The organism is Thauera sp. (assembly GCF_034003485.1).
Taxonomy (GTDB): Bacteria; Pseudomonadota; Gammaproteobacteria; order Burkholderiales; family Rhodocyclaceae; genus Thauera.
On record NZ_JAVEYL010000002.1, the window covers coordinates 130,195 to 152,677 of the forward strand.

At 64.7% G+C, this 22,483-nt stretch carries 25 protein-coding genes; 10 read left to right on the forward strand and 15 right to left on the reverse strand.

Annotation, left to right across the window (positions count from 1 at the left end; translation table 11 throughout):
- Positions 1–153 precede the first annotated feature (153 nt).
- Positions 154–1,191: an N-acetyl-gamma-glutamyl-phosphate reductase gene (gene argC, locus RBT54_RS01805; protein WP_320363519.1), complete on the forward strand. Its 1,038-nt coding sequence runs from the start codon at positions 154–156 to the stop codon at positions 1,189–1,191.
- A gap of 93 nt (positions 1,192–1,284) precedes the next feature.
- A complete protein-coding gene (gene erpA, locus RBT54_RS01810; RefSeq protein WP_320363521.1) occupies positions 1,285–1,635 on the forward strand; it encodes an iron-sulfur cluster insertion protein ErpA in 351 nt (116 codons plus the stop codon).
- Positions 1,636–1,707: 72 nt separating this feature from the next.
- Here the strand turns inward: erpA and RBT54_RS01815 are convergent, their stop codons facing one another.
- A complete protein-coding gene (locus tag RBT54_RS01815) occupies positions 1,708–3,033 on the reverse strand; it encodes a M23 family metallopeptidase (protein WP_320363523.1) in 1,326 nt (441 codons plus the stop codon).
- A gap of 90 nt (positions 3,034–3,123) precedes the next feature.
- Here RBT54_RS01815 and tyrS point away from each other — a divergent pair, with 90 nt between their 5' ends.
- Together tyrS and murI are read left to right on the forward strand one after the other, a co-directional pair.
- A complete protein-coding gene (gene tyrS, locus RBT54_RS01820; protein WP_320363525.1) occupies positions 3,124–4,323 on the forward strand; it encodes a tyrosine--tRNA ligase in 1,200 nt (399 codons plus the stop codon).
- 31 nt (positions 4,324–4,354) lie between these two features.
- Entirely contained in the window at positions 4,355–5,167 is an 813-nt protein-coding gene (murI, locus tag RBT54_RS01825; protein ID WP_320363527.1) for a glutamate racemase, read from the forward strand.
- A gap of 63 nt (positions 5,168–5,230) precedes the next feature.
- Here murI and RBT54_RS01830 read toward each other — a convergent pair whose 3' ends face one another.
- The 5 genes from RBT54_RS01830 to RBT54_RS01850 form a co-directional block, all read right to left on the reverse strand.
- Complete coding sequence (locus RBT54_RS01830) at positions 5,231–6,085, reverse strand: sulfurtransferase (RefSeq protein ID WP_320363528.1); 855 nt, start codon at positions 6,083–6,085, stop codon at positions 5,231–5,233.
- A 24-nt stretch (positions 6,086–6,109) separates the two neighbouring features.
- Positions 6,110–6,478, reverse strand: coding sequence for an STAS/SEC14 domain-containing protein (locus RBT54_RS01835; protein WP_320363530.1), 369 nt, complete (start codon positions 6,476–6,478; stop codon positions 6,110–6,112).
- 110 nt (positions 6,479–6,588) lie between these two features.
- The gene (locus RBT54_RS01840; RefSeq protein WP_320363532.1) at positions 6,589–7,431 is read right to left on the reverse strand and encodes a DMT family transporter; all 843 of its coding nucleotides are present in this window, start codon (positions 7,429–7,431) and stop codon (positions 6,589–6,591) included.
- Between the two features lie 161 nt (positions 7,432–7,592).
- Positions 7,593–8,924, reverse strand: coding sequence for an ATP-binding protein (locus RBT54_RS01845; RefSeq protein ID WP_320363534.1), 1,332 nt, complete (start codon positions 8,922–8,924; stop codon positions 7,593–7,595).
- The gene (locus RBT54_RS01850) at positions 8,921–9,688 is read right to left on the reverse strand and encodes a response regulator (protein WP_320363536.1); all 768 of its coding nucleotides are present in this window, start codon (positions 9,686–9,688) and stop codon (positions 8,921–8,923) included. Before RBT54_RS01850 ends, RBT54_RS01845 begins: the two co-directional genes overlap by 4 nt.
- A 196-nt stretch (positions 9,689–9,884) precedes the next feature.
- Here RBT54_RS01850 and RBT54_RS01855 point away from each other — a divergent pair, with 196 nt between their 5' ends.
- Positions 9,885–10,445 (forward strand): Spy/CpxP family protein refolding chaperone, encoded by a 561-nt coding sequence (locus RBT54_RS01855; RefSeq protein ID WP_320363537.1) that lies wholly within the window; start codon positions 9,885–9,887, stop codon positions 10,443–10,445.
- 82 nt (positions 10,446–10,527) lie between these two features.
- Here RBT54_RS01855 and aceA read toward each other — a convergent pair whose 3' ends face one another.
- From aceA to clpS, 4 genes are all read right to left on the reverse strand, one after another.
- Positions 10,528–11,841: an isocitrate lyase gene (aceA, locus tag RBT54_RS01860; RefSeq protein ID WP_320363539.1), complete on the reverse strand. Its 1,314-nt coding sequence runs from the start codon at positions 11,839–11,841 to the stop codon at positions 10,528–10,530.
- Positions 11,842–12,193: 352 nt separating this feature from the next.
- Positions 12,194–12,673 carry a ribonuclease E activity regulator RraA gene (gene rraA, locus RBT54_RS01865; protein ID WP_320363541.1) on the reverse strand — a complete coding sequence of 160 codons (480 nt, stop codon included), beginning with the start codon at positions 12,671–12,673 and terminating at the stop codon, positions 12,194–12,196.
- Between the two features lie 190 nt (positions 12,674–12,863).
- The gene (gene clpA / locus RBT54_RS01870; RefSeq protein WP_320363543.1) at positions 12,864–15,137 is read right to left on the reverse strand and encodes an ATP-dependent Clp protease ATP-binding subunit ClpA; all 2,274 of its coding nucleotides are present in this window, start codon (positions 15,135–15,137) and stop codon (positions 12,864–12,866) included.
- On the reverse strand, positions 15,138–15,446 hold the full coding sequence (gene clpS, locus RBT54_RS01875; RefSeq protein ID WP_320363545.1) for an ATP-dependent Clp protease adapter ClpS: 309 nt from the start codon (positions 15,444–15,446) through the stop codon (positions 15,138–15,140). It lies immediately after the preceding gene.
- A 390-nt stretch (positions 15,447–15,836) separates the two neighbouring features.
- On the opposite strand from clpS, the gene RBT54_RS01880 reads away from it, so the two are divergent.
- Complete coding sequence (locus RBT54_RS01880; RefSeq protein ID WP_004335524.1) at positions 15,837–16,040, forward strand: cold-shock protein; 204 nt, start codon at positions 15,837–15,839, stop codon at positions 16,038–16,040.
- A gap of 265 nt (positions 16,041–16,305) precedes the next feature.
- Here the strand turns inward: RBT54_RS01880 and rpmG are convergent, their stop codons facing one another.
- From rpmG to radC, 3 genes are all read right to left on the reverse strand, one after another.
- On the reverse strand, positions 16,306–16,473 hold the full coding sequence (rpmG, locus tag RBT54_RS01885) for a 50S ribosomal protein L33 (protein WP_004335521.1): 168 nt from the start codon (positions 16,471–16,473) through the stop codon (positions 16,306–16,308).
- Positions 16,474–16,498: 25 nt separating this feature from the next.
- The gene (rpmB, locus tag RBT54_RS01890; protein WP_004358811.1) at positions 16,499–16,735 is read right to left on the reverse strand and encodes a 50S ribosomal protein L28; all 237 of its coding nucleotides are present in this window, start codon (positions 16,733–16,735) and stop codon (positions 16,499–16,501) included.
- 148 nt (positions 16,736–16,883) lie between these two features.
- Positions 16,884–17,561 carry a RadC family protein gene (gene radC, locus RBT54_RS01895; RefSeq protein ID WP_320363550.1) on the reverse strand — a complete coding sequence of 226 codons (678 nt, stop codon included), beginning with the start codon at positions 17,559–17,561 and terminating at the stop codon, positions 16,884–16,886.
- A 75-nt stretch (positions 17,562–17,636) separates the two neighbouring features.
- Here radC and coaBC point away from each other — a divergent pair, with 75 nt between their 5' ends.
- From coaBC to RBT54_RS01915, 4 genes are all read left to right on the forward strand, one after another.
- The gene (gene coaBC / locus RBT54_RS01900) at positions 17,637–18,824 is read left to right on the forward strand and encodes a bifunctional phosphopantothenoylcysteine decarboxylase/phosphopantothenate--cysteine ligase CoaBC (RefSeq protein ID WP_320363551.1); all 1,188 of its coding nucleotides are present in this window, start codon (positions 17,637–17,639) and stop codon (positions 18,822–18,824) included.
- Positions 18,825–18,916: 92 nt separating this feature from the next.
- Positions 18,917–19,366: a dUTP diphosphatase gene (gene dut, locus RBT54_RS01905; RefSeq protein ID WP_320363553.1), complete on the forward strand. Its 450-nt coding sequence runs from the start codon at positions 18,917–18,919 to the stop codon at positions 19,364–19,366.
- Positions 19,366–19,800: an NUDIX hydrolase gene (locus tag RBT54_RS01910; RefSeq protein ID WP_320363554.1), complete on the forward strand. Its 435-nt coding sequence runs from the start codon at positions 19,366–19,368 to the stop codon at positions 19,798–19,800. The genes dut and RBT54_RS01910 overlap by 1 nt, the downstream gene beginning before the upstream one ends.
- Before the next feature lie 148 nt (positions 19,801–19,948).
- The gene (locus RBT54_RS01915; protein WP_320363555.1) at positions 19,949–20,569 is read left to right on the forward strand and encodes a c-type cytochrome; all 621 of its coding nucleotides are present in this window, start codon (positions 19,949–19,951) and stop codon (positions 20,567–20,569) included.
- Between the two features lie 108 nt (positions 20,570–20,677).
- Here the strand turns inward: RBT54_RS01915 and RBT54_RS01920 are convergent, their stop codons facing one another.
- Together RBT54_RS01920 and RBT54_RS01925 are read right to left on the reverse strand one after the other, a co-directional pair.
- On the reverse strand, positions 20,678–21,955 hold the full coding sequence (locus RBT54_RS01920; protein ID WP_320363556.1) for an NAD(P)/FAD-dependent oxidoreductase: 1,278 nt from the start codon (positions 21,953–21,955) through the stop codon (positions 20,678–20,680).
- A 17-nt stretch (positions 21,956–21,972) separates the two neighbouring features.
- A complete protein-coding gene (locus RBT54_RS01925; RefSeq protein ID WP_320363557.1) occupies positions 21,973–22,272 on the reverse strand; it encodes a c-type cytochrome in 300 nt (99 codons plus the stop codon).
- Between the last annotated feature and the right edge of the window lie 211 nt (positions 22,273–22,483).

The following is a 22,483-nucleotide window of genomic DNA, read 5'->3' on the forward strand; positions in this document are numbered from 1 at the left end:
GCTTTCTGCTGCACTCGGGAATGTCCGCAAAATGGGACCTGGTTACTGGTGGGTGATCCCGCTCGGGCATGGGTTGCAACGCTCCGGTCACCGCGCTGGCGTCGCGACAATGCGATAATCGCGGCCTCATGTCTTTTGTAGCGAGGAGCAAGCATGATCAAGGTTGGAGTTGTAGGCGGTACGGGTTACACCGGCGTCGAGTTGCTGCGCTTGCTGGCGCGCCACCCTGATGTCGAACTCACGGCCATCACCTCGCGTGGCGAGGCGGGCATGGCTGTGTCCGACATGTTCCCAAGTCTTCGCCGCCGGGTGAACCTCAAGTTCGTCACGCCCCAGGATGCTGCGCTCGAAAAGTGTGATGCGGTCTTCTTCGCCACGCCCAACGGCATTGCGATGAAGCAGGCGGCAGAACTCGTTGCCGCCGGCGTGCGCGTGATCGATCTTGCTGCCGACTTCCGCATTCGTGACATCGCCGAGTGGCAGAAGTGGTACGGCATGGAGCATGCTGCGCCGGAGCTCGTGGCCGAGGCGGTTTACGGTCTGCCCGAAGTCAACCGCGAGCAGATCCGCAGCGCACGCGTGCTCGCCAACCCGGGCTGCTACCCGACGGCGGTTCAGCTCGGTTTCCTGCCGCTGATCGAGGCGGGGCTGGTCGATATCGAGCACCTGATCGCCGACGCCAAATCGGGCGTGTCCGGTGCTGGTCGCAAGGCAGAAGTGCACACCCTGTTCCCCGAGGCGGCCGACAGCTTCAAGGCTTATGGCGTTCCGGGGCACCGCCATCTTCCCGAGATCCGTCAGGGGCTTTCGCTCGCCGCGGGCCAGCAGGTCGGCCTGACCTTCGTGCCGCACCTCACGCCGATGATCCGCGGCATCCATGCCACCTTGTACGGCCGCCTCAAGCCGGGTGTCGATGCATCCGACCTGCAGGGGGTCTTCGAGAGGCGCTACGCGGGCGAGGCCTTTGTAGACGTGATGCCGGCGGGAAGTCATCCCGAAACGCGCTCGGTGCGGGCGTCGAACCTGTGCCGCATCGCGATCCATCGTCCGCAGGGCGGTGAGACCGTGGTCGTGCTCTCGGTGATCGACAACCTCGTCAAGGGCGCGGCCGGTCAGGCGATTCAGAACCTCAATATCATGTTCGGTTTCGACGAGGAAGCCGGCCTGGATATCGTTCCTGTCAGCCCCTGACGGGAACTTGCAACACGGACGACGGTCCGATTTTGACGGTTAGGCTACGGACGGCGCATCATCCGCGGCACGCCCCCCTACAGAGGAGAAAACATGAACGCAGAAGTCGAAACCCCCGAAATCCTGGTCTTTACCGACAGTGCGGCCAACAAGGTCCGTGACCTGATCGAAGAGGAAGGCAACCCTGATCTCAAGCTGCGCGTCTTTGTGTCGGGTGGCGGATGCTCGGGCTTCCAGTACGGCTTCACTTTCGATGAGGAAGTGAACGAGGACGACACCACGTTCGAGAAGAACGGTGTTTCGTTGCTGGTCGATCCGATGAGCTACCAGTATCTGGTCGGTGCCGAGATCGACTACACCGAAGGTCTGGAGGGCTCGCAGTTCGTGATCCGCAATCCGAACGCGACCAGCACCTGCGGTTGCGGTTCGTCGTTTTCCGCCTGACTTTCTCTCGCAGCAACGCAAAACGGGGCGCCAAGGCGCCCCGTTTGTCTAGGTTGCTCCCCGAGCCACTGCTTATCTTGCGCTGGCGAGCTCGTAGTTGAGCAGAGCGAAGCGCTGGCGCAGGTGCGCGGTGTTGCGCTGGAAGGCCGCAAGCTCTCTGTCGTTGAAGGAGTCCGCCATTGGCAGCGCGACCGTCATTGGATCCGCCGGCACGTCCTTGATGCGCACCTCGTAGTGCAGGTGCGGACCGGTGCACCAGCCGGTGCAGCCCACATATCCGATCAGGTCGCCCTGGCTGACGCTCTGACCCTTGGTGAGGCCCTTGGCGAAGCCGTTGAGGTGGGCGTAGTGCGTGGTGATGTTGTTGCGGTGCTTCAGCACGATCAGGTTGCCAAAGCCGCGCTGGGTGCCGATGAAGTCGATGGTGGCGTCGGACGTGGCCATGATCGGGGTGCCGACCGGAGCCGAGAAGTCGGTGCCGTTATGGTTGCGCCAGCTGCCATGGATGGGATGCAGGCGGCGGCCGAAGTTCGAGCTTACGCGCGAGAACTCCAGCGGTGAGCGCAGGAAGCCCTGCTGCAGGCTGCGGCCGTCGTCGCTGTAGTACTGCTCCTTGCCGCTCGGTCCGCGGTAGAGGACAACGGCATGACGTTCGCCGTTGTTGATGAATTCGGCGGCCAGGATGCGGCCAGCGCGCACCGGGTTGCCTTCCTCGTAAACGGCCTCGTATACGACATTGAAGCGGTCGCCCTTGCGCAGGTCGGCGTGGAAGTCGATCCAGGTGCCGAAGATAGTTGCGAGCTGGGTGGCGACGTTGTCGGGCAGTCCTGCGGCGTCGGTGGCACCGAAAAGCGAATGCGTGATCGTCCCCGAGCGCATCTCCACCATGGCGGTCTGCGTTGAGTTGGACGCCTCGCGCAGCGCCAGTCCGGACTCCCCGCGCTCGACCACCACCTGCTCGGTGGTGTTGCCGATAGGCAGGCTGAAGGACATCACCCTGCCTTCGGGCGACACCACGGCGGTGACCGATCGACCGGCACGCAGCTGGCGAATCGCCCGTTTTCCAGCGTCGGTACCAGAAATGTAGGCCAGCGCTTCGGTATCGTCGATGCGAAGACGATTGAAAACGGCCTGCAGCGTGTCGCCGGCCAGGATGCGCTCGTTGTAGACGAAGGGCAGTACGGCTTCCGTGCTTGCGATGCTGGCGACCGGGGCAGGGAGGGTCTGGACCACGCGCTCGAACAGGATGTCGGCGGGTACGGTGTCGGGTGCAACGGCCGTGGCGGCCACCACGCCCATCAGCGACAACCCGGTCACGCCGGCGGCGATCCAGGTGCGGGGACGGGAGAGGAGATGGGCCGGCAGATCGGCTAGAATCCGGGTCTTTCTGGCGTTCATGTGCTCACAGGGCTTGAATGCGTAAGAAAATTTCGCGCAAGTGTAGCAAAGTTGGCCCGCTGATCGGGAAGGTATTTTTGGAGAAATTGAATGACTGATGTCCAGACGGCGATCGACCTGATCAAGCGCGGCACCGACGCCCTGCTGATCGAGGCCGAACTGGTCGAGAAACTCAAGCGCGGCCGTCCCCTGCGTGTGAAGGCCGGCTTCGACCCCACCGCGCCCGATCTGCATCTCGGTCACACCGTGCTGATCAACAAGATGCGCCACTTCCAGGAGCTCGGTCACCAGATCCAGTTCCTGATCGGCGACTTCACCGGCATGATCGGCGACCCGAGCGGCAAGAACACCACCCGCCCGCCGCTGTCGCGCGAGCAGATCATGGAGAACGCGAAGACCTACCAGGACCAGGTGTTCAAGATCCTCGATCCGGAAAAGACCGAAATTTGTTTCAATTCGAGCTGGATGGAGGGGCTGGGTTCGGCCGGCATGATCCGCCTCGCCTCGCTGCAGACCGTGGCACGCATGCTCGAGCGCGATGACTTTGCCAAGCGTTACGGCAACAACCAGCCGATCGCAATCCACGAGTTCCTCTACCCGCTCTGCCAGGGTTACGACTCGGTGGCGATGAAGGCCGACGTCGAGCTCGGCGGCACCGACCAGCGCTTCAACCTGCTGATGGGCCGCGAGCTGCAGAAGCACTACGGCCAGGAACCGCAATGCGTGGTGATGGTGCCGCTGCTCGAGGGCCTGGACGGCGTGAACAAGATGTCGAAGTCGCTCGGCAACTACATCGGCATCGCCGAGCCGGCGAAGGAGATCTTCGGCAAGACCATGTCGGTGTCCGACACGCTGATGTGGCGCTACTACGAGCTGCTGTCGTTCCGCTCCACGGCCGAGATCGCGCAACTGCGCGCCGAAGTCGATGGCGGACGCAACCCGCGCGACGTCAAGGTCCTGCTGGCGCAGGAGTTCGTCGCCCGCTTCCACGGCCAGCGCGCGGCAGAAGACGCACTCGCCGACTTCGAGGCGCGCTTCCAGCGCAACGCGATCCCCGACGATATCCCGCAGGTCAATGTGAATGTCGGTGCCGACGGCCTGCCGCTGTTCCAGGTGCTCAAGCAGGCGGGCCTCACCGCCACCACCTCGGAGGCGATGCGCATGGTGGAGCAGGGCGGGGTGCGCATCAACGGCGAGCGCGCCGAGGACAAGGGTCTCGTGCTGCGCGCTGGCGAGACCGTGGTGCTGCAGGTCGGCAAGCGCAAGTTCGCCTCGGTGGTGCTGCTTTGACCGAGTGCCGTTTCTGCTGCGGAGCCGGGCGATGAGTGCGGCTGCAGCCTCGCGCCCGATCGGGGTGTTCGACTCGGGCGTCGGCGGGCTCACCGTGGTGCGTGCGCTGATGGAGCGCCTTCCGCTGGAGAGCATCGTCTATTTCGGTGATACCGCGCGCGTGCCCTACGGCGTGAAGTCGGTCGCCACCATCGAGCACTTCACCGCGCAGATCACCGAGTTCCTGCTCCAGCGCGACGTGAAGATGCTGATCATCGCCTGCAACACCATGGCCGCGGTCGCAGCCGAGGTGGTGCATCGGCTCGCCGCTGGCATTCCGGTACTGGATGTGATCGAAGCCGGTGCGCGCGCAGCGGTGGCCGCCTCGACCGGGCGGCGGATCGGGGTGATCGGCACTCCGACCACGATCAACAGCAACGCCTACGCTCGCCGCATGCACGAGCTTGATCCTACCGTTCGGGTGTACTCGCAGGCCTGCCCGCTGTTCGTGCCGCTGGTGGAAGAAGGCTGGCTGGACCATGAGGTCACGCGCCTCACCGCACAGGAATACCTGCGGCCTGTGCTCGCCGAGGAGGTCGACAGCCTGGTGCTCGGTTGCACCCATTACCCGCTGCTCAAGCCCTTGCTGCGCGAAGTGGCCGGGCCGGCGGTGCGCTTGATCGATTCAGCAGTGACTACCGCAGAGTTCGCCGCGGAGCGCCTGCAGCAAGCGGGCCTTGCGCGCACGAGCGGCGGGCCGGCGGATTACCGCTTCGTGGTCAGCGACGTACCGTTGCGCTTCCAGACCATCGGCGAGCGCTTCCTGGGGCGTTCGCTCGGGGCGGTGGAGAAGGTTGACTGGTGAGGCATTCCCCGACTCAGCGCTGCCCACCCGTCCCGGTGTTGGGGGAGAGGTCCGCGCCCTGACTCAGGCCGGGCCGTGCGCCACCGGCCGCGAGGGATCTGCGCACCATTCGCTCCAGGAGCCGGCGTAGAGCCGGGAGCCCGACAGCCCCGCCGCCTCCATCGCCAGCACATTCACACAGGCGGTGACGCCGGAGCCGCACTGGTGCACCACCTGCCGCGGGCTGTGCGCGCCGAGCAGAGCACCGAATTCCTCGCGCAATATCGAGGCCTGCTTGAAGCAGCCGTGGGCGTCGAAGTTGTCGCGGAAGAAGCGGTTGATCGCGCCCGGGATGTGTCCGCCGACCGGGTCGAGCATCTCGTTTTCGCCCCGGAAGCGGTCCGGGCTACGCGCGTCGATCAGCACCATGTCGGGCTGGCCCAGGTGCTGGCGCACGTATTGCGCATCCACCCGATCCGCACGCAGCGCAAGCGAGTACGTCGTGGGCCGGGCTTCCGGCAGCGCCTCGTCGAGCGCCTGCCCCGCCGCCAGCCAGGCCTGCAGGCCGCCGTCGAGTACCGCGACGCGATGATGGCCAAACCAGCGCAGGAGCCACCACAGGCGGGCAGCGAACATCCCGCCGGCGTCGTCGTAGACCACGACCTGGGTATGGTTGCCGACGCCGCAGGCGGCCAGGCGCGCCGAAAGCTGCGCCGGGTCGGGAAGGGGATGGCGCCCGTTGGTGCCGGTCTTCGTGCCCGAGAGGTCTTCGTCGAGGTCGAGGAAGAAGGCGCCGGGCAAGTGGCCAGTTGCATAGGCCTGGCGGCCGAAACTGGAATCGGCGAGATCGAAGCGGCAATCGATCACGATCCAGTCCGGATCGTGCGTGCGCTGGGCGAACTCCATCGCGCCGATCAGCGTCGAGTAGGAGGCGCTCATGGCAGGACGCTCACCGCGAGGCGATCACTGCGCGGCTTCTGCCGCTTCGTCGGCGGCAAGCCAGGCGCGGGCTTCGTCCTCGTCGTCGAACACCCTGACGTCGGCGGTCACGAAGAGCTGCGATACCCATGCGCTCCAGGTCAGCCACTGGTCTTCGGTGAGCACGGCGATGCGGCGGAAATCCCCGGCGTGCTGGCGCGAGAACTTGATCTCTTCCCATGCCACGTCGAGCGTGAAGCCGACCATCTGGCGCAGATCGAACAGCAGGTCTACCTGGCCTTCGAACTGGATGTGGTAGTTCACCACATCTTCGAATTCCTTGTAGTCGGCCAGGGTGAATTCGCCGAAGACGGTAAGGGCAACCATCTTCTCGGTGTTCTCGGTGCTGATCATGACAGCCTCCAGTGAATGGGCCGGGATGCAGCAACTATAGTCCGGACGCGGGCCCGGCTCAATCGCGCCCGCGTTGCGCCTGCATTGTGCCGACTCTGCGTGGGGAAGGATCAGTCGGTCTTGCGTGTGCTCAGCGATACGACGATGGCGCCGGTGACGATCAGCGCGATCGCCAGCCAGGAGCTCGCCGGCATGATCTCGCCCCACAGCAGCATGCCGAACAGGCTGGCGAACACCACGGTCGCATAGCTGAGATTGGCGGAGACGACGGTGCGGCCGTAGCGGTAGGAGCGCGTCATCGCGAGCTGGGCGAGTCCGCCGAACAGCCCGACACCGATCAAGGTCGCCAACTGGGGAAGGTCGGGGAGGTGGATGGCGCTGAACAGGCTCCAGGCCAGGCCGATGGTCGCGGTCATCAGCGAGAACCAGAACACCGTGCGCACTTCCGGTTCGCCCTTGCGGCCGAGCTCGCGCAGGCTGATGTAGGCCACGCTCGCCATTGCGCCCGAGCTGAGTCCAGCCGCCGCGCCCAGCCATTGCTCGGGCTGCAGCGTGGGGCGAAGCAGGACGACGACGCCGGCGAAGCCCATCAGCACCGCAGCGTAGGCGATCGGGTTCAAGCGCTCGCGGAAGAACAGCGCCAGCAGCAGCGCGACGAAGAGCGGAGAGGTGTAGTTGAGCGTCACTGCAGTCGCGAGCGGCAGTGCGCCGATCGCGAAGAAGTAACACGCCAGGGCGGACGAGCCGGAGATGCTGCGCGACAGATGCATGCGCCAGTGCGGCGTGCGCAGGGCGATGCCACGGCTCAGCGCCAGCCCGACCATCATCGCCATGCTGACGATGCCGCGCCAGAACACGATCTCGCCGGTCGAGAAGTCGCTCGAAGCCAGCTTCACGCACACGCCCATGCAGGCGAACAGGAAGCAGGAGACGATCATCCAGAAGGCGGGCATGGCGATTGCTGCGTTGCAACGATACGGATGCGCATTGAACCATATCGTGGCGTTTGCGGGTTGCCGCTCTCCCTGGCGGCTTTCCCGGGCCGGGGGCGGACGCGATTGCGACGCACTGGCAACTCGACCGTCGTTTCCAGCCGCGATGCCCTGCCCGTGCGCTATCTGGCGCGCAGCGACACCGTGGCGAGCAGCCCGCCAGCGGGGTGATTGCGCAGGCTGACCTCGCCATTCTGGCTGCGCAGCAGGTTGCGCGTGATCGCAAGCCCGAGCCCGGTGCCGCCGGTCTCCCGATTGCGCGAGGACTCGGTACGGTAGAAGGGCTCGAACACTTTCTCCAGCTCATCCTCTGCCAGGCCGGGACCGTGGTCGCGGATGCGGATATCGAAGCCGTCCGCGGTCGCGGCGAGCTCGACGTCCACTTCGCCGCCGAATTTCACGCCGTTCTCGATCAGGTTCCACAGCGCCCGGCGCAGCGCTGAAGGCCTGCCCAGGACGCGGCCCTGCGCATCTTCGGGTACGCGCACCGTCCACCCCATGTCCTGCGCGTCCTGCGCCAGCGCCTGCAGCAGCGGTCCGAGCTCGATCGCCTGCGACGGGCTGCGTTCGTCCAGGCTGCGCGCGTAGGCCAGGCCTTCCTTCACCAGCCCCTGCATGGCATCGAGGTCGGACTGGATGCGGGCGCGCAGCGCGTCGTCGTCGACCAGTTCGGCACGCAGGCGCAAGCGGGTGATCGGAGTCTGCAGATCGTGCGAGATCGCAGCAAGGATGCGTGTGCGTTCGGTGACGTGCTCGACGATGCGGCGCTGCATCTGGTTGAAGGCCGCGGCGGCCTGGGCAACCTCGGTGGGGCCGGCGGTGTCCATCGGCTCGCGCCCGGGGTCTTCGCCCAGCGCGCGTGCAGCGGCGGCCATGCGCGACAGGGGCCGGGTGGCGATCCGGACCGCAACCCAGGTGAGCAGGCCGACACCGAGCACCAGTGCCGCAAGTGCGGCGAAGAAGGGGCCGGGCTGGTGCGGCACCCGATGCAACGCCGGCGGGATGCCGGGCAGGCGCACTTGCAGCGGTGTGCCATCGGCCAGTGGCAGTGCCACCAGCAGCCCAGGGTGCGGGCGGTCGTCACGCGGATGGGTGTAGAGCGTGGCGGGGCGCTGCGGCATGGCTGTGCGCATCGCAGTGTGCAGAGGGTGATCTGCGGCGAGCGGGCGCAGGTGATCGCGCGGCGGGCGCAGGCTGAGCCGCAGTCGGCGGCGGCCGATCTCGTCGATCCAGCGTTCGCGTTCCGGCGGCGACATGCTGTCGAGCAGGTCGGCCGCGGCGGCGATCTCCTGGGCGACGCCCTCGAACAGGGCGGTGGTACCGATGCGTTCGCGTTCGCCGATGAACAGCGCAAGGCTGACTGCCAGCACCAGCGCCATGCCGCCCAGCCAGATCAGCATCAGGCGGGCGAAAAGACTCGGCGGAACGAGGCGGCGCAGCACGGGCAGCCTCATGGGCGGGAGCGCTCTTCGGGGGCGATCACGCTGACGTCCGCGGCAAGCACGTAGCCTTCGTTGCGTACGGTCTTGATGATCATCGACTCGCGCGCGTTGTCACCGATCCGCTGGCGCAGCCGGCTCACCAGCAGGTCGATCGAGCGGTCGAAGACATCGGCCTCCCGGCCCTGGGTGAGCTCCATCAGTTGGTCGCGCGACAAGACCCTCTGCGGGTGCGCCAGGAACACGCTCAGCATGCGGTATTCGGCGCCCGACAAGGCGACCACGCTGCCGTCCTCGGCGACCAGATGACGGTTGACGGTGTCGAGCCGCCACTGTGCGAAGCGCAGTTCACGCGCGTTGGCCGGGGGTGCTGCGTCGAGGTTGGGCGGCAGCGCGCGCGTGCGGCGCAGCACCGCGCGGATGCGGGCGAAGAGTTCGCGCGGTACGAAGGGCTTGGCCAGGTAGTCGTCGGCGCCCATCTCGAGACCGATGATGCGGTCCATGTCCTCGCCGCGTGCGGTCAGCATCAGGATCGGCGTGCCGGCGTGCGCGCTGCCGCTGGCGCGCAGGTTGCGGCACAGGGTCAGGCCGTCGTCGCCCGGCATCATCACGTCGAGCACGATCAGGTCGATGCGGTGCTGCTCGAGCGCGCTCTTCATCTCGCGCCCGTCGGCGGCGGTGGTGCAGCGCAGGCCCTGCTTCTCGAGGTAGTCGGCGAGCAACTGGCGGATGTCGCGGTCGTCGTCGACGATCAGGATGTGGTCGGCGGAAGGGTTCATGTGCGGCTCTCCATGGCTCGCATCTTAAGGGCAGGGGAGGGTGGCTTTGTATCCCAGCGTATCTGCAGGCCGTGGCGAGACACGAAGCTGCAAAACGTGGGCTGGCAGACAAACCCGGCTTACACCGCGGTGCTGTAATGGCTCCGTCGCCCGAACCGACGGGCAACGCAGAATGCAAACCCACAGGAGAGTCATCATGAAAAGCTGGATCAAGACTTCGATCGCCGCCGCCGTCATCGCCACTGGCGCCATTGGCAGTACCGCTGCGCTCGCATGGGGCGGTCATTGCGACGGCCCGCGTGGGGGCAAGTCGGGCTGGTCGCAGATGGAGCCGGAGCAGATGAAGGCGAAGATGGCCGAACGTGCCGAGGCGCACATGGCCCGCCTCGAGCTCGCACTGGCGCTCACCCCCGAGCAGAAGCCCGCTTTCGAGAGCTTCAAGACCGACATGAAGGCGCGCGCCGAGCGCATGGCGACCATGATGGCCGAGCGTCGTGCCGCGGGCCAGCCGAAGACCGCGATCGAGCGCATGCAGCGCATGGAAGAGATGAGCAAGCTGCGCCAGGCCGAGATGGGCGAGGCACGCAAGTCGGTCGAGATCTTCTACGCCACGCTGGGTGATGCGCAGAAGACCGTGTTCGACGCCGAGTTCCAGAAGATGGGGCGCAAGGGCGATCGCGGCATGCGAGATGGGATGCGTGAGGGCAAGGGCGGCGGCCCGCGCGACGGCAGCGGCATGGGACCGGGTCGCGGCTGATCGATTCGCCTCAATCATGAAAAAAGGCCACCCCTCGGGGTGGCCTTTCTGTCGTCGCCTCCGTATGGAGGGAAGCTGCTTCTTAGTGGAACTGCTCTTCTTCGGTCGAGCCGGTCAGTGCCTTCACCGAGGACGAACCGCCCTGGATGACGGTGGTCACGTCGTCGAAGTAGCCGGCACCGACTTCCTGCTGGTGCGACACGAAGGTGTAGCCCTGCTCACGTGCGGCGAATTCGGGTTCCTGAACCATCTCGGTGTAGTGCTTCATGCCTTCGCCGCGGGCGTAGGCGTGGGCGAACTTGAAGGTGTTGAACCAGTTGATGTGGATACCGGCCAGGGTGATGAACTGGTACTTGTAGCCCAGCGCCGACAGCTCGTCCTGGAACTTGGCGATGGTGGCGTCGTCCAGGTTCTTCTTCCAGTTGAAGGACGGCGAGCAGTTGTACGACAGCAGCTTGCCCGGGCAGGCGGCATGCACGGCCTGCGCGAACTCGCGGGCGAAACCGAGGTCGGGCGTGCCGGTCTCGCACCACACCAGATCGGCATAGGGCGCGTAGGCGACACCGCGGCTGATCGACTGCTCGAGGCCGTTCTTGACGCGGTAGAAGCCTTCCTGGGTGCGCTCACCGGTGAGGAAGGGCTTGTCGTTGGCGTCGTGGTCGGAGGTGATCAGGTTGGCGGCCTCGGCGTCGGTACGGGCCAGGATCAGCGTCGGCACGCCCATGACGTCGGCGGCGAAGCGGGCCGAGATCAGCTTCTCGATCGCTTCCTGGGTCGGCACCAGCACCTTGCCACCCATGTGGCCGCACTTCTTCACTGCAGCGAGCTGGTCTTCGAAGTGCACCCCGGCGGCACCGGCGGCGATCATGTTCTTCATCAGTTCGAAGGCGTTCAGCACGCCGCCGAAACCGGCTTCAGCGTCGGCGACGATCGGCAGGAAGTAGTCGATGTATTCCTTGTCGCCCGGGTTGATGCCACGCGACCACTGGATCTCGTCTGCGCGCTTGAAGGTGTTGTTGATGCGACGAACCATGGTCGGCACCGAGTCGTAGGCGTACAGCGACTGGTCGGGGTACATGGTCTCGGAGGTGTTGCCGTCGGCGGCGACCTGCCAGCCGGACAGATACACGGCTTCCAGGCCGGCCTTGGCCTGCTGCATGGCCTGACCTGCGGTGATCGCGCCGAAGGCATTCACATAACCCTTCTTGGCGCCACCATTGACACGCTCCCACAGCAGCTTCGCGCCGCGTTGGGCGAAGGTGTGCTCGGGCTGCAGGCTGCCACGCAGGCGGACGACGTCAGCGGCGGCGTAACCGCGCTTGATGCCTTTCCAACGGGGGTTTTCGGCCCAGTCTTTTTCCAGAGCGGCGATTTGCTGTTCGCGGGTCAGAGTCATGATGCGTCCTTTTCAGTGCAGAAGGGGGTCAACCATCGCGGCGGGTTCAGGCATCGCTCGCGGTGTTCCGGCTGCAGAGTCTTCGAGGGAGAAAAACGCTGCAGATGGGATGAGAGTATAGGAGGCATTCCGCGCAGCAGCAATATGTCTTATATAAGACATAAGAAAAAATATTATTATTTTAAATCAAAGTACTGTGTTGTTCGTTTTGCGATGCGAAACTCAGAAGACCTTTGTGAAACGACATCGGCGCTTGAGTGTGCTGCATTGCAATCGAATTCGCCGCGCACGGTGCGAGCGCACGACGCCCGCGCTTGCGAGCGCGTCGATGCGAGATGGCGGCCGTCGTGTCTCAGAGCAGCGGTGTTGCGCTCAGCACGACTCCGTCCTCGTCGGCGTAGGCGTAGTGGCCAGGATGGAAGGTGACGCCGCCGAAGGTCACCGCGATGTCGACCTCGCCGACATTGCGCTTGACCGTCTTCCTGGGATGGGTGCCGAGCGCGAACACGCCCAGGTCCATCTCGCCGATCGCCTTCGAATCACGGATGCAGCCGTACACGATGATGCCGGCCCAGCCGTTCTTGACTGCCAGCTCGGCGAGCTGATCGCCAACCACTGCGCACCGCATCGAGGCGCCGCCGTCGATCACCAGCACGCGGCCGTCGCCGGGGCTCTCCAACGCCTTGCGCACGAGGGAGTTGTCCTCGAAGATCTTCAGCGTCGACATCGGCCCGCCGAAGGCCGGGCGTCCGCCATAGCTGGAAAACATGGGGGCGACGACGGCGAGCTTGTCTTCGTGGTTGTCGCAAAGATCTGCAGTCTGGATGGGCATGGCGTCTCCTCGATGGGCTCAATGCGCCGGGTGGATGGCGCGGGTGCCGGCATGATAAACGAGGCGCCACACCGGCGCTGCAGGCGCGCGGTACGTCGCATGCCTTCTGGGTGCGTACATGACGTAGACGAAGCAACGGCATACCTCGTTGCCGGAGGCATGCCGTTGGGAGGATGGGGCGAGGGTCGGGTCAGACGGTCGCCGTCTCGGTCTCCTCGAACACCAGCCTCACCTTGTCGTCCTCGTCGAGGTCGATGGTCACCTTGCCGCCATTGACCAGCCGCCCGAACAGCAACTCGTCGGCCAGTGCCGAGCGGATCGTGTCCTGGATCAGGCGGGCCATCGGGCGCGCGCCCATCAGCGGGTCGAACCCCTTCTCGGCCAGCCAGGCCTTGAGGTCGTCGCTGAAGTGGGCCTCGACCTTCTTCTCGTGCAACTGGGCTTCGAGTTGCATGAGGAACTTGTCGACCACACGCAGGATGACCTCGTTGTCCAGGGCCTTGAACGAGATCATCGCATCCAGGCGGTTACGGAACTCGGGCGAGAACAGGCGCTTGATGTCCGCGATCTCATCGCCAGGCTCGCGCTTGGCGGAGAAGCCGATCACCGACTTTTGCATGGATTCGGCACCTGCGTTGGTGGTCATGATGATGATCACGTTGCGGAAGTCGGCCTGGCGGCCGTTGTTGTCCGTCAGCGTGCCGTGGTCCATGACCTGCAGCAGGATGTTGTAGATGTCCGGATGCGCCTTCTCGATCTCGTCGAGGAGCAGCACGCAATGCGGCTTCTTGGTGATCTGCTCGGTCAGCAGGCCGCCCTGATCGAAACCGACGTAGCCCGGGGGTGCGCCGATCAGGCGGCTGACCGCGTGCCGTTCCATGTACTCGGACATGTCGAAGCGCACCAGTTCGATGCCCAGCGTGTAGGCGAGCTGACGTGCGACCTCGGTCTTGCCGACGCCGGTGGGGCCGGAGAACAGGAAGGAGCCGATCGGCTTCTGCGGATTGCCGAGGCCCGAGCGCGACATCTTGATTGCCTTCGCGAGCGCTTCGATCGCGGCGTTCTGGCCGAACACCACATTCTTGAGATCGCGCTCGAGCGTCTTCAGCGCTGCCTTGTCGTCGTTGGAGACCGAGCGCGGCGGGATGCGTGCGATCTTGGCGACGATCTCCTCGATCTCGTTCTTGCCGATGGTCTTCTTCTGCTTCGACTTGGGCAGGATGCGCTGCGCCGCGCCGGCTTCGTCGATCACGTCGATCGCCTTGTCGGGCAGGTGACGGTCATTGATGAACTTGGCCGACAGCTCGGCTGCGCTGGACAGCGCCGAACTGCTGTACTTGATGCCATGGTGCTCCTCGAAGCGGCTCTTGAGCCCCTTGAGGATCTCGACCGTCTCGGCTACCGAGGGCTCGACCACGTCGATCTTCTGGAAGCGCCGCGACAACGCGTGGTCCTTCTCGAAAATCTGGCGGAACTCGTTGTAGGTGGTCGCGCCAATGCACTTCAACTGGCCCGAGGACAGCGCCGGCTTGAGCAGGTTGGACGCGTCGAGCGTACCGCCCGATGCCGCGCCTGCACCGATCAGGGTGTGGATCTCGTCGATGAAAAGAATCGCGTTGGGATTCTCGATGAGCTGCTTGAGCACGGCCTTGAGGCGCTGCTCGAAGTCGCCGCGGTACTTGGTGCCGGCGAGCAGCGCGCCCATGTCGAGCGCGAAAACCTGCGCATTTTCCAGGATCTCGGGCACCCGACCCTCGACGATCCGGCGCGCCAGACCCTCGGCGATCGCGGTCTTGCCGACACCGGCTTCGCCGACCAGCAGCGGGTTGTTCTTGCGCCGCCGGCACAGGGTCTGGATGACGCGCTCGACTTCCTTCTCGCGGCCGATCAGCGGGTCGATCTTGCCGACCAGGGCTTGCTGGTTGAGGTTCTGCGTGTAGCTTTCGAGCGCTCCGCCCGCCTGCTTTTCTTCCTGCTCCTGCTCGCCTGTCTCGGATTCGCTGCGCCCCTGTGGCGCAGCGCCCTGTGGCGGTGCCTTGGCGATGCCGTGGGAGATGAAATTCACCACGTCCAGGCGCGAGACATTCTGCTTTTGCAGGAAATACACCGCGTGCGAATCCTTCTCGCCGAAGATCGCCACCAGCACGTTGGCGCCGGTGACTTCCTTCTTGCCCGAGGACTGGACGTGCAGGATCGCGCGCTGGATAACACGCTGGAAACCCAGCGTGGGCTGGGTGTCGATCTCGTCCGTGCCTTCGATGCGCGGGGTGTGTTCATCGATGAAGCTGCTCAGCTCGCGGCGGAGTTCGTCGATATTTGCGGCACACGCCTTCAGCACCTGCGCGGCGGAAGGATTGTCCAGCAGGGCAAGCAGAAGGTGTTCCACGGTGATGAACTCGTGGCGCTTCTGACGTGCCTCGACGAAAGCCATGTGCAGGCTGACTTCAAGCTCTTGCGCGATCATTCAATTCTCCTCCATCACGCATGCCAGCGGATGTTGATGCTGACGAGCAAACGAGGTGACCTGCTCTACCTTGGTCGTGGCGATGTCCCTTGGGAAGACGCCGCATACCCCCATGCCCTCTCTGTGGACTTGGAGCATGACTCGCGTGGCACGTTCGCGATCCATGCCGAAATATTTCTGCAGGACGACGATGACGAAGTCCATCGGCGTGTAATCGTCGTTCAGCAGCAAAACCTTGAACAGCGGTGGCGGACGGGTGCGTGTCCGTTGCTGCTCCAGAACGAGATCATCTTGTTTTCGGGTGCCCATAAAATCATTCTAATGTAGTCGAAGCAGAGTGCAACACGCGGCGGGTACTCCCGAACAGGTTGGATTGCTCGCTCGGTGTGCGCGGGGTACTGCGCAGAAGATTGTTCTGCGTGTCGTGCGCTGCGGCAAAAAATGAAGTCCGCGCAGGAAAAGAGCTTAAAGCGAAAAGCGTGTGCCCGGGCGGGTTCTGGCTGCTGCGGTGCGCCAAACGTGTGCGTGAAAAGGGCGTTGACGCTGCAGGAACGAATGCGTAAAACCTGAGTCGTGCGCTGGTCAGGGCTCGATTCCGAAGGGGATTCCCGACGCAACCGTGTTCTTCCTGGCGCCTAAACCCACCGCGGCAGTGACGCTGTCGCGGCGTAACAAGTAACCTTGAAGGATTCAAGCAATATGGCAACTGGTACCGTGAAGTGGTTCAACGATTCCAAGGGTTTCGGCTTCATCACGCCTGATGATGGGAGCGAGGATTTGTTCGCGCATTTCTCCGCCATCAACATGAGCGGTTTCAAGAGCCTGAAGGAGGGCGATAAAGTGTCCTTCGAGGTGACCCAGGGTCCCAAGGGCAAGCAAGCGTCAAACATTCAGCGCGCCTGACATCCGTAGATGTGTGGATGACGATTGTCGCGTCGTCGGCCCCGGCGCGCGACAATCGTGAGCAATGCCTCCGGGCATTCCGAGCTCCAGAAAGCACAAAGGCCATCAGATTCCTGATGGCCTTTGTGCTTTCTGGAGCTTTGGTACGGTGTTTCCCTGACTGCGGATTCGCTGCCGGGTTGCGTTGATTTGCGCCCCTGGGCCTGCTGATCGCCGCAGTCTGCGTCCGCATGGACCTTCAAAAGAAGGCCTCGGCGCGCCAGGGTTACTTCAGCTTCACTTCCTTGTATGGCACGTGCTTGCGCGCGACCGGGTCATACTTGTTGAACTCGAGTTTTCCAGGCGTCGTGCGCTTGTTCTTCGAGGTGGTGTAGAAGTGACCAGTACCGGCGGTCGACTCCAGCTTGATCTTTTCGCGAATGCCCTTGGCCATGGCGCTCTCCGTTCAGTTCGGTTGCTTACAGCTTCTCGCCGCGGGCGCGAAGCTCGGCAAGGACGACGTCGATGCCTTTCTTGTCGATCGTGCGAAGACCGGCGTTGGACACGCGCAGGCGGATCCAACGGTTCTCGCCTTCGCTCCAGAAGCGGCGGCTCTGCAGGTTGGGCAGGAAACGGCGCTTGGTTTTGTTGTTTGCGTGGGAAACGTTATTTCCCACCATCGGTGCTTTACCGGTCACTTGGCAGACGCGAGCCATACAATGCTCCAGGGAGTTCTGATTGCGGAAAACGCAAGAGGATAATGCAACAGCAGCGCTCGAGGCAAGCCCCGCGCTCCAATTTTGCACGTGAAACCGATGCCCGCAGTGCTGCGTGCAGGAGATGGCTGGCGGACACAAACAGACGTTACAGGAGTCCGCGTTCGGCGAATGATAGCGGAGATCCGTGCGCCGGCACCACGAAGTGATCGAGGACACGGACGTCGACGAGGTTGAGGGCGTCCTTGAGCGCTCGGGTCAGCATCTCGTCGGCCGTGCTCGGCTCGGCTGCGCCAGAGGGGTGGTTGTGGGCGAAGATCACCGCGGCAGCGTTGTGGGCGAGGGCGAGCTTGACCACTTCGCGCGGGTAGACCGAAGTCTGGGTGAGCGTGCCACGGAACAGATCGACGGCGTCGATCAGGCAGTGACGGGCATCGAGGAGCATCACGCAGAAGGTCTCGTGCGGCAGGTGCCCGAGGCGAAGGCGCAACCAGTCGCGCACGACCTGGGGCGAGTCGAATAGCGGCCGTTCGCTCAAGGTCTCGCGCAGTGCGCGCCGCGACAGTTCCATGACCGCCTGCAGTTGGGCATACTTTGCCAGTCCCATGCCGGGTACCGCGGCAAAGTCCTGCGCCCCGGCGCTGCACATGCGGGTGATGCTGCCGAAGCGTGAAAGCAGGGTGCGCGCCAGATCGACGGCGCTTTGCCCGCGGATGCCGACGCGCAGGAATATCGCGAGCAACTCCGCGTCCGAAAGGGCGGTCGCGCCGCGCGCCAGCAGTTTTTCGCGCGGGCGTTCGTCCGTTGGCCAGTCGGTGATTGCCATGATGTGTCGGGCTCCTCGAGCGCACGCGGTGCGCTGTATTGAAATGGCATCTTTTGCCGATTATAAGTGATTGTCATGACTGTGTTGAAGGGTCGCAGGATTGTTCTCGGGGTCGGCGGTGGGATTGCGGCGTACAAGGCGGCGGAGCTGGTTCGCCTGCTGGTCAAGGCCGGCGCCGATGTCCATGTGGTGTTGAGCGAGGGCGGCGCGCGCTTCGTGACCGCGGTCACCTTCCAGGCGCTTTCGGGCAACACGGTGTGGACCGACCTGTGGGACGCGCGCATGCCCAACAACATGGCCCACATCGATCTCGGGCGGGACGCCGACGCCATCCTCGTCGCGCCTGCCACGGCTGACTTCGTCGCCCGACTGGCGCAGGGGCGTGCGGATGACCTGCTTACGACCTTGTGTCTGGCGCGCGATGTACCGTTGGTCGTGGCGCCGGCGATGAACCGGCAGATGTGGGAATCGCCGCCGACGCAGCGCAATGTCGCCCGGGTTTGCGACGACGGCGTCACGGTGTTCGGTCCGGCCGCCGGCGAGCAGGCCTGCGGCGAGGTCGGTATGGGGCGGATGCTCGAACCAGAGGAACTGCTCGAGCGCCTCGAAGGGTTCTTCGTGCCCAAGCTGCTCGCTGGACGCAAGGTGGTGATGACCGCGGGGCCCACCTTCGAGGCGATCGACCCGGTGCGGGGCATCACCAATATCAGCTCGGGCAAGATGGGCTACGCACTTGCGCGCGCCTGTGCGCAAGCGGGGGCCGAGGTCGTGCTGGTGAGCGGCCCCGTGAGTCTGCCGGTGCCGGCGGATGTGCGCTGTGTGCCGGTCGCGAGTGCGCTGCAGATGCGCGCGGCGGTCCTCGAGGCGCTGCCGGGCGCGCATGTGTTCATCGCCGTGGCCGCGGTGGCCGACTATCGACCGCTGACGACGTCAGAACACAAGCTGAAAAAAACTTCCGATACCTTGACCGTGGCGCTGACGCCCAATCCGGACATCCTCGCCGAGGTGGCCGCGCGCGAAGATGCGCCGTTCTGCGTCGGGTTCGCCGCCGAAAGCCGCGATCTCGACGCCTATGCCGAGGGCAAGCGGCGCAACAAGCGCCTGCCGATGCTGGTGGGCAACCTGGTCAGCGATGGCATGGGCGGCGACGACAACACCGTGATCCTGTATGACGACGCCGGCCGCCATCCCTTGCCGAGGGCCTCCAAGGCCGAGGTTGCACAGGGGATCGTCGCCCACCTGGCGCGGCTGCTCGCTGATTGAGCGATTGCGCGGTATGCCAGTCGGCACCAGGACAAGACGCAAATGATTGTGCCGACCGCAGGCATGGGGTCGGGCACGCAGGGAGAACCGAGATGCACCGAATCGATGTCAAGCTGCTCGACGAGCGCCTCAAAACCCACCCGCCGGCCTACGCCACCGCAGGTGCTGCCGGGCTGGACCTGCGTGCGTGCCTGCCGGGGCCGATCACGCTCCATCCGGGCGAGACCACGCTGGTTCCGAGCGGACTGGCGATCCATCTGGCCGACCCCGGGCTGGCGGCGATGGTGCTGCCGCGCTCCGGGCTGGGGCACAAGCACGGCATCGTGCTCGGCAACCTGGTGGGCCTGATCGATTCCGACTACCAGGGGCAGATCTTCGTGTCGGTGTGGAACCGGGGGCGGGCGAGTTTCACCATCCAGCCCATGGAGCGCATCGCCCAGCTCGTGGTGGTGCCGGTGCTGCAGGTGGGCTTCAACCTGGTCGAAAGCTTCGACGCCAGTACTCGCGGCGCCGACGGCTTCGGCAGCACGGGCAAGCATTGATGCATGCGGGTATTCCAACCGGCGTACATGTGCTGTGCGAGCGCGGTGGGCGCTTGCTGCTGATGCGGCGCGCGGGTACGGGCTTTTTCGACGGGCTGTACAGCCTGCCGGGCGGCCACGTAGAACCCGGCGAGTCGGTGCGCATGGCGGCGCGGCGCGAACTGCGCGAGGAGACGGGGCTCGAGGTGGAGCTTGCGGCCTTGCGGCTCCTGGGCGTCGTGCATCGCCTCTCGGACACCAATCGCATCGATTTCTTCGTGCGTGCCGAATACTTCACCGGCGAGCCGCAGATCCTCGAGCCCGGGAAGTGCGACCGGCTCGAATGGCACGATCCCCGGCTCCTGCCGGCGGAGACGGTGGCCTACGTACGCGCGGCGCTCGAGGCCGGCGCGCCCCCCTGGGTGTTCGAGTTGGGATGGTCGAACGGGGCGTGATCGCAACACGCACGGCAGGGGGGCAAGACCGTGGCGTTTGCCCGCTGGGAGCTCTGGATCCTGTTCAGTCTATTGGCGAATTCTTATAATTTCATGATGCGGCCTTGGCGATGACGTCCAGGCGGGGAAATGCAGACAGGAGAGTGCCATGAAGTCTTGGAACAGACTGGTTGTACTGTGCGCTGCGGGCCTTGGCCTGCCGCTGGCGGCCATCGCGGCAGATCTGCCGAAGGTCGACCTGGTGCGGGCCGCCGAAATCAGTGGTGGGCGCTGCGCCTTGTGTCATGGCGCCGATGGCGACAGTTCGTCGCCGCTGTACCCGCGCCTGGCGGGACAGCATCATCAGTACATCGCCAAGCAGCTCGGTGACTTCAAGTCGGGTCGGCGCAAGAGTGACACCATGAACGGCATGGCGCAGGACCTGACCCCGGAGGAGATGCTCGCGCTCGGTGTTTATTTCGAGCAGAAGCCGACCAAGCCGCGTGAGGCCCGGGATGCGGACCTGGCGGCAGTCGGGCGCTACATCTTCCATCGCGGCAACGATTTTTCCGGCGTTGCGGCCTGTGCCGGCTGTCATGGCGACAAGGGGCACGGCACCGAGCAGTTGCCCCGCCTGGCCGGACAGGTCCCGCGCTACACCGAGTCGCAGTTGAAGTCCTTCAACACGCGCGCGCGCACCAACGACAACGAGGTCATGCATTCGGTCGCCTCGAAGCTCACCGAGCTCGAGGTGAAGGCAGTGGCGCTGTACATCAGCACGCTCGACTGAACGCTGCGCGAGGCCCGGGCCCCGTTGCGCAGCGGGGCTGAAACCGCCAAGGGCAGAAGCATGAACGGGGTCTTCGCGACCCCGTTTTTCATCGTGCGCTGCGGTGCCTCAGGCGAGCATGTCGGCCCAGATGTTGCGAGCCCAGGCCAGCGCGGACTTGCCTTCGAGCTCGTTCGCCATCGACGACACGCCACCCGCGCCGCTGACCGGGATCGGCTGCTTCTTCTCGGCGTCGAACTGGTGCACCGACGCCACATGGATGACGTTCTTGGCATCGACGAAGCTGTAGCAGGTGTTCATCACCACCGGTGTCGGATTGGGCGGCAGCCCCTCGAACAGGTTGAGGATGGCGGCGGCGGCCACCTTGGCGTGCTGGTTTGCCATGTGGCCCGATTTCGGCATCGCCGGCGCCGGGAACAGCGCGTCGCCGAGCACATGAACGCCGGGCATGCCCTTGGCCTCGAGCGTCAGCCAGTCGACGTCGACCCAGGCGTCGTTGATCAGCGGCAGGCCCGCGGCGGCAGCGATGTTGCCTGCGCGCATCGGCGGAATCACGTTGAGCACGTCCGCCTTGACCGAGTCGAACTCGAGCTCGGCGGTGAGCGTGTCAGCGTCCACGCTTTGCAGTGCGCTGTTGGGCACGTACTCGACCAAAGCGCCGTAGCGCTCGAAGGCCTGTGTGAACAGCGCCTTCTTCGACTGGATCTCGCCGTTGGCGTCGAGCACAAGCACCTTCGACTTCGGCTTGGCTTCGCGCAGGTAGTTGGCCACCAGGCAGGCGCGCTCGTAGGGCCCTGGCGGGCAGCGGTAGGGCGCGCGCGGGATGTGCATCGCGAACACGCCACCGTCGGGCATGGCCTCGAGCTGCTGGCGCAGCAGCACGGTCTGCGGGCCAGCCTTCCAGGCGTGCGGGATGCGCTCCTCGTTACCTTCGAGGCCCGCGATCCGCCCCGGCACGAAGTCGATGCCGGGCGACAGGATGAGGCGGTCCCACGCAATTGCGCCATGCTTGGCCGTGGTGACGGTCTTCTTGTCGATGTCGATCGCGGTGGCCTCGTCGGTAATCAGCTTGACGCCCCACTTCGACTTCAGGTTGTCGTAGCTGACCGTGATGTCCTCGAGCTGCTTGAGGCCGCCGATGACCAGGTTCGAGATCGGGCACGACACGAACGTGGTGTTGCGCTCGATGAGGGTGACGTCGACCGCGCCGTTGCCCCACATGCGCAGGTACTTGGCTGCAGTCGCGCCGCCGTAGCCGCCGCCCACGATGACGACGTGGTGGCGCGCCCCGGTGGTTGCCATCGCGCTGCCGATGAAGGCAGGGAGGGCGCTCGTGCCGGCCGCAGCGACGGCTGCCGACTTGATGAAATTGCGTCTATTCAGCATCTTGCTCGTCTCCATCGTCATTTTTGTGCGGCGAACCAGGTCGTGATCAGGTCGATCTGCTCATCGGTATAGCCGGTAACGATCTGGTGCATGATCGTCGCCGGCTTGTCGCCTGAGCGGTAGTCCGCAAGCTTCTGCAAGAGCTTTTCTTTCGGCTCTCCCGCGAGCGATTCCATGCCGCCCAGACTCTTGCCGTTGGTCCCGTGACAGTTGGCGCAGGTGGCGGCGAGGTTGCGTGCGAGGTTGGGATCCTGCGCGTGCGCAGTGCCGATGAGGCCGGCGATGCCGAGTGCGGCGATGGCGATATTCAGCTTCACTGTGGTGCTCCTCTGTAAGGGAATCGGCGGGTTACGGGCGCTCAACTGCGCTGGCAGACGGTGCCGTGGGCAAGTGCGCTGGCCGTGAGTATAGCCGGCAGTTCTGACCCGAACGGCGCGGAAACGTCCTTTGCGGAAGGCGACGTTGCCTTTGGCATGGAGATTGCTGCGGAGCACAAATATTAGTGCTTGACTATATGATTCTATAGTT

Bases quoted from the DNA above. Each gene is read 5' to 3' on its own strand.
- argC (WP_320363519.1), top strand. From the start codon at position 154: ATGATCAAGGTTGGAGTTGTAGGCGGTACGGGTTACACCGGCGTCGAG.
- erpA (WP_320363521.1), top strand. From the start codon at position 1,285: ATGAACGCAGAAGTCGAAACCCCCGAAATCCTGGTCTTTACCGACAGT.
- RBT54_RS01815 (WP_320363523.1), bottom strand. From the start codon at position 3,033: ATGAACGCCAGAAAGACCCGGATTCTAGCCGATCTGCCGGCCCATCTC.
- tyrS (WP_320363525.1), top strand. From the start codon at position 3,124: ATGACTGATGTCCAGACGGCGATCGACCTGATCAAGCGCGGCACCGAC.
- murI (WP_320363527.1), top strand. From the start codon at position 4,355: ATGAGTGCGGCTGCAGCCTCGCGCCCGATCGGGGTGTTCGACTCGGGC.
- RBT54_RS01830 (WP_320363528.1), bottom strand. From the start codon at position 6,085: ATGAGCGCCTCCTACTCGACGCTGATCGGCGCGATGGAGTTCGCCCAG.
- RBT54_RS01835 (WP_320363530.1), bottom strand. From the start codon at position 6,478: ATGATCAGCACCGAGAACACCGAGAAGATGGTTGCCCTTACCGTCTTC.
- RBT54_RS01840 (WP_320363532.1), bottom strand. From the start codon at position 7,431: ATGCCCGCCTTCTGGATGATCGTCTCCTGCTTCCTGTTCGCCTGCATG.
- RBT54_RS01845 (WP_320363534.1), bottom strand. From the start codon at position 8,924: ATGAGGCTGCCCGTGCTGCGCCGCCTCGTTCCGCCGAGTCTTTTCGCC.
- RBT54_RS01850 (WP_320363536.1), bottom strand. From the start codon at position 9,688: ATGAACCCTTCCGCCGACCACATCCTGATCGTCGACGACGACCGCGAC.
- RBT54_RS01855 (WP_320363537.1), top strand. From the start codon at position 9,885: ATGAAAAGCTGGATCAAGACTTCGATCGCCGCCGCCGTCATCGCCACT.
- aceA (WP_320363539.1), bottom strand. From the start codon at position 11,841: ATGACTCTGACCCGCGAACAGCAAATCGCCGCTCTGGAAAAAGACTGG.
- rraA (WP_320363541.1), bottom strand. From the start codon at position 12,673: ATGCCCATCCAGACTGCAGATCTTTGCGACAACCACGAAGACAAGCTC.
- clpA (WP_320363543.1), bottom strand. From the start codon at position 15,137: ATGATCGCGCAAGAGCTTGAAGTCAGCCTGCACATGGCTTTCGTCGAG.
- clpS (WP_320363545.1), bottom strand. From the start codon at position 15,446: ATGGGCACCCGAAAACAAGATGATCTCGTTCTGGAGCAGCAACGGACA.
- RBT54_RS01880 (WP_004335524.1), top strand. From the start codon at position 15,837: ATGGCAACTGGTACCGTGAAGTGGTTCAACGATTCCAAGGGTTTCGGC.
- rpmG (WP_004335521.1), bottom strand. From the start codon at position 16,473: ATGGCCAAGGGCATTCGCGAAAAGATCAAGCTGGAGTCGACCGCCGGT.
- rpmB (WP_004358811.1), bottom strand. From the start codon at position 16,735: ATGGCTCGCGTCTGCCAAGTGACCGGTAAAGCACCGATGGTGGGAAAT.
- radC (WP_320363550.1), bottom strand. From the start codon at position 17,561: ATGGCAATCACCGACTGGCCAACGGACGAACGCCCGCGCGAAAAACTG.
- coaBC (WP_320363551.1), top strand. From the start codon at position 17,637: ATGACTGTGTTGAAGGGTCGCAGGATTGTTCTCGGGGTCGGCGGTGGG.
- dut (WP_320363553.1), top strand. From the start codon at position 18,917: ATGCACCGAATCGATGTCAAGCTGCTCGACGAGCGCCTCAAAACCCAC.
- RBT54_RS01910 (WP_320363554.1), top strand. From the start codon at position 19,366: ATGCATGCGGGTATTCCAACCGGCGTACATGTGCTGTGCGAGCGCGGT.
- RBT54_RS01915 (WP_320363555.1), top strand. From the start codon at position 19,949: ATGAAGTCTTGGAACAGACTGGTTGTACTGTGCGCTGCGGGCCTTGGC.
- RBT54_RS01920 (WP_320363556.1), bottom strand. From the start codon at position 21,955: ATGCTGAATAGACGCAATTTCATCAAGTCGGCAGCCGTCGCTGCGGCC.